1 protein-coding gene is annotated in these 1,235 nt (G+C 61.3%); it reads right to left on the bottom strand.

Annotated features, from left to right (window positions below; genetic code table 11):
• On the bottom strand, window positions 1-1,235 hold a 1,235-nt coding region (locus ASR47_RS00085), incomplete at both ends, for a maltoporin (RefSeq protein WP_065305755.1).

The following is a 1,235-nucleotide window of genomic DNA, read 5'->3' as shown; positions in this document are numbered from 1 at the left end:
ACCTGGAAGCCGTACGAGGTGCCGCTGGTATTGTTGTTGTAGATCGGGCCGCTGTTGTTGGCTGCGTTGACCGACGCGGTGGCCGCATCGTTCCATTTGCCATAGCTGACAAAGGCGCGCAGTTCAGGACGCGACCACAGGCCAGGACCTGCCGAAATCGCCGGTGCGATGGTGATCTTGGTCAGGCGCTTGGTCGGGCCGCCCGATTGCGTCACGCGGTCCGTGCCCAGTTCGCCAATCAGCTTGAGGTTGTTGGTGAAAGCGTAGACAGGGCGCACGCCAACCGAGGTCCAGGTCGAGGAGCCGGCAGCTTTCGACTCGTCTTTTTGCCACAGGGCGACCAGTTCCATGCCGAAGTTTTCCATCGGCTGGATCGCCATGTCATTGAACACGCGGGTACGTTTCACGTCCGAACCGAACGAGGTGTCGCCGGCGGCGCCGAACTGCGCACCTTTGCCGACGCCAGGACCGACGCCATACTGCACGCCGAAGGTATTGCCGCCGCCGAAGACCTTGCCTTGACGGTGGAATGCCGACAGCTGCCAGCCGTTGTTTTTCTTGCCGAAGAAATCGTTGTCCTTGCCTTCGCCGATGATGTAGGTCGCGGCCAGGTCCAGCGTGCCGTTGGTGTTGACCGGAATTTCACCGTAGATGAAGTTCTGGCGCACGGCCGAACGGTTGCCAAGGTAGACACCTGGCGTGCCGCTCTTCGAACCCTGGGCATCATCGAACTGGGCAATGTCGTTGTCCTTGAAGAAGGCGTACGAGAACTTGCCCGGGCCGGCAGGAATGCGGTCCAGGCCGGCGCCGGTACCGTTCATGTTGATGTACTGCAGATCGAGCATGTGGATGTCAGGACGGTAGTAGAAACGTTTGCCGATCCAGGCCGTGCCGCCGTTCAGGAAGTCCAGTCCCTGGGCTTCGACGTAGGCTTTGACGATGCCGACCTTGTTGTCGCCGAAATCGGAGTTCGGGGCAAAGGCGTTGACCCAGACGGTGGCCATGTAGGTCACGTCGCCGGTCTTGGCGATGGCTTTGGTGTAGCCGAATTCGGCGTAGGCGTCGCACTCGTTGCCCAGACGATATTTCATGGTATTGCCACCCAGGCCGAAGCAGCCTTGTGAGCCGCCGTCACTGGAGGTGTTGCTGCCGGCGCCAGCGCGCAGGTAGCCGTGGAAGCCTTCGGAATCGGTCGGGTACATCGGGTCTGCCATGGCCGAGCCGCTGGCGATGGC

Origin of the sequence: Janthinobacterium psychrotolerans, assembly GCF_001677885.1 — a bacterium.
GTDB classification, from domain to species: domain Bacteria; phylum Pseudomonadota; class Gammaproteobacteria; order Burkholderiales; family Burkholderiaceae_D; genus Janthinobacterium; species Janthinobacterium psychrotolerans.
Note: the sequence above shows the minus strand (reverse complement) of the source record. Positions and strands in the feature narration are given on the sequence as shown.